1 protein-coding gene and 1 pseudogene are annotated in these 2,027 nt (G+C 62.7%); both read left to right on the top strand.

Annotated elements, in window-relative coordinates:
* Positions 1–69 precede the first annotated feature (69 nt).
* Positions 70–783 (top strand): annotated as a pseudogene (locus tag AC1VNY_RS42315) (MFS transporter); the annotation flags it as partial.
* A 729-nt stretch (positions 784–1,512) separates the two neighbouring features.
* Positions 1,513–2,022, top strand: a complete 510-nt coding sequence (locus AC1VNY_RS42310; RefSeq protein ID WP_482409641.1) for a phasin — start codon at positions 1,513–1,515, stop codon at positions 2,020–2,022.
* Positions 2,023–2,027: the final 5 nt, after the last annotated feature.

The following is a 2,027-nucleotide window of genomic DNA, read 5'->3' as shown; positions in this document are numbered from 1 at the left end:
TAGATACGGCGCCCCCCGAGATCTACACTTATGCGATCGTCGGCAGCGTCAGATGTGTATAATAGACAGACCATGCGCGCGTCGATCGTCGGCGGCTTCATGTTCCGGCTCGGTATCGGCGCGCTGCCGTTCCTGCTGCCGCTGTTGATGCAGGTCGGCTTTGGCCTGTCGCCGTTCCAGTCCGGTCTCGTCACCTTTGCGTCGGCGGTCGGCGCCATGGGCATGAAGACGCTGGCGGCGCGCATCATCCGCGCCTTCGGCTTCCGCAACATGATGACCGTCAATGCGGTGGTCAGTTCGGCCTTCCTCGCCGCCTGCGCCCTGTTCACGATCTCGACGCCGCTGATGCTGATCTTCACCATCCTGGTGGTCGGCGGCTTCTTCCGCTCGCTGCAATTCACCGCGATCAACACCGTGGCCTATGCCGAGGTCGAGGCGCCGCAGATGAGCCGGGCCACCACCCTCGTCAGCGTCAACCAGCAGCTCGCGGTGTCCGCCGGCGTCGCGGTCGGCGCGTTCTCGGTTGAGACCACGCTGGCGCTGCATCACCAGACCGAGCTCTCCGCCGACGTGTTCGCGCCGGCCTTCATCGTGGTCTCGCTGATCTCGGCGGCCTCGGCCTGGTTCTTCTGGCAGATGCCGGCTGAGGCCGGCAACGAGATCGCCGGCCGCAAGGCGATCGACATCTCGAGCCGCAAGGGCGCCGAGAAGCGCGCCGCGACCGAAGCCGTCAAGGTCGCCACCGAGGACACCCAGAACGCGCGCGATCAGCGGCTCGGCTAGTCGATCGAACGAGCCGTTCCCGAGGCACGGACACCGCGAGCCGTCGTCAGGTCACGACCAGGCCATCAGGGGTGGCCGGTCATTCCGCCTGGCTGTCCTCGATCCGGACGTTCGATAAGTTCGTATGTGGGAACGTGGGTCGCTTCCAGCCACGATTCCAACGCTGCTCCGCAGACCGTGCAGATCGCATCACCCGTATGCGGCACCAAGAACTTCTCTTCGGTGCGTCTGTACTCGGCGCCGCAATTGCATTGAACAATGGTCGCCATGTCAGAAATATGCGCCCGCGGTATCCAATTTTCCAGTCCGGCACGAAACGGCCCCGGTGCGCGAAACTGACGCTACACCAAGGCCGCCAACCCAGTTGGGGTTTTCTCCCGGTGGGCTTGGGGGGCATTGGCCGGGAGCAACGGAATCGACTCCGGCCGCGCGTCGAGGTTCCAACCGGTCGCGCTGAATTGCCTTCGAGCGCGTGTCGCGACCGGGACCGCGCCTGGCCAGGCTCTCCTGGCGCAAGCGGTCGAGATGTGTTCGATGAATCGCCGCCGTTTCGTCCCGGAAAAAAATCTCCGCGAGAGTCAGAAAGCGAACGGAAGCTACGCCGCCGATCCTGCATAGTCCGGCTCAAGCGGGCACGCGGTGACCCGGCATTCAGCAAAAAGCCATGTGGAAGGAAGCGCTCCAGGTGCGCTTCCCCAGCGTCCGTGCACCGCGAGGCGCGGATTTTCCTTGATCTGGTTTCGCTTGAAAGGATCAGAGCCAGTGAGTGACGTCCATACGAATGAAGTGAGCGATAATCCGAAAGCCGGCGGCTTTGGCCTGCCCCTGTTCGCGTTGCCTCAGGCCTTTCAGGGTATCGCCGAACAAAATGCGAGGCGTGCCCGAGAACAGTTCGAGAAGGTCAAGGAAGCCTCGGAGGAAATCTCTGTCCTGCTCAAGGAGGCATATGCGGTCAACGCGAAGGGCGCCGCGGATTACGCAGCCAAGGTGATCGATATCTCGCATATCAACGCCAGTTCGGCCCTCGCTTTCATATCCGAACTCGCCGGCACCAGGTCGCTGTCGGAAGCCATCCAGCTTTCGGCCGATCACGGCCGCAAGGCTTTCGAAGTGACGACCGCGCAGAACAAGGAGCTCTGGGAGATCGCGAGGAAGGTCGCGACCGAGACCTCCGAGCCGATCAAGAAGAGCTTTGCAACTGTCCCTTATACACATCTGACGCTGCCGACGAACGCATAAGTGTA

It is taken from the genome of Bradyrhizobium ferriligni, assembly GCF_056837965.1.
The sequence above is the reverse complement of the archived record's forward strand: the minus strand, read 5'-3'. Positions and strand labels throughout refer to the sequence as shown.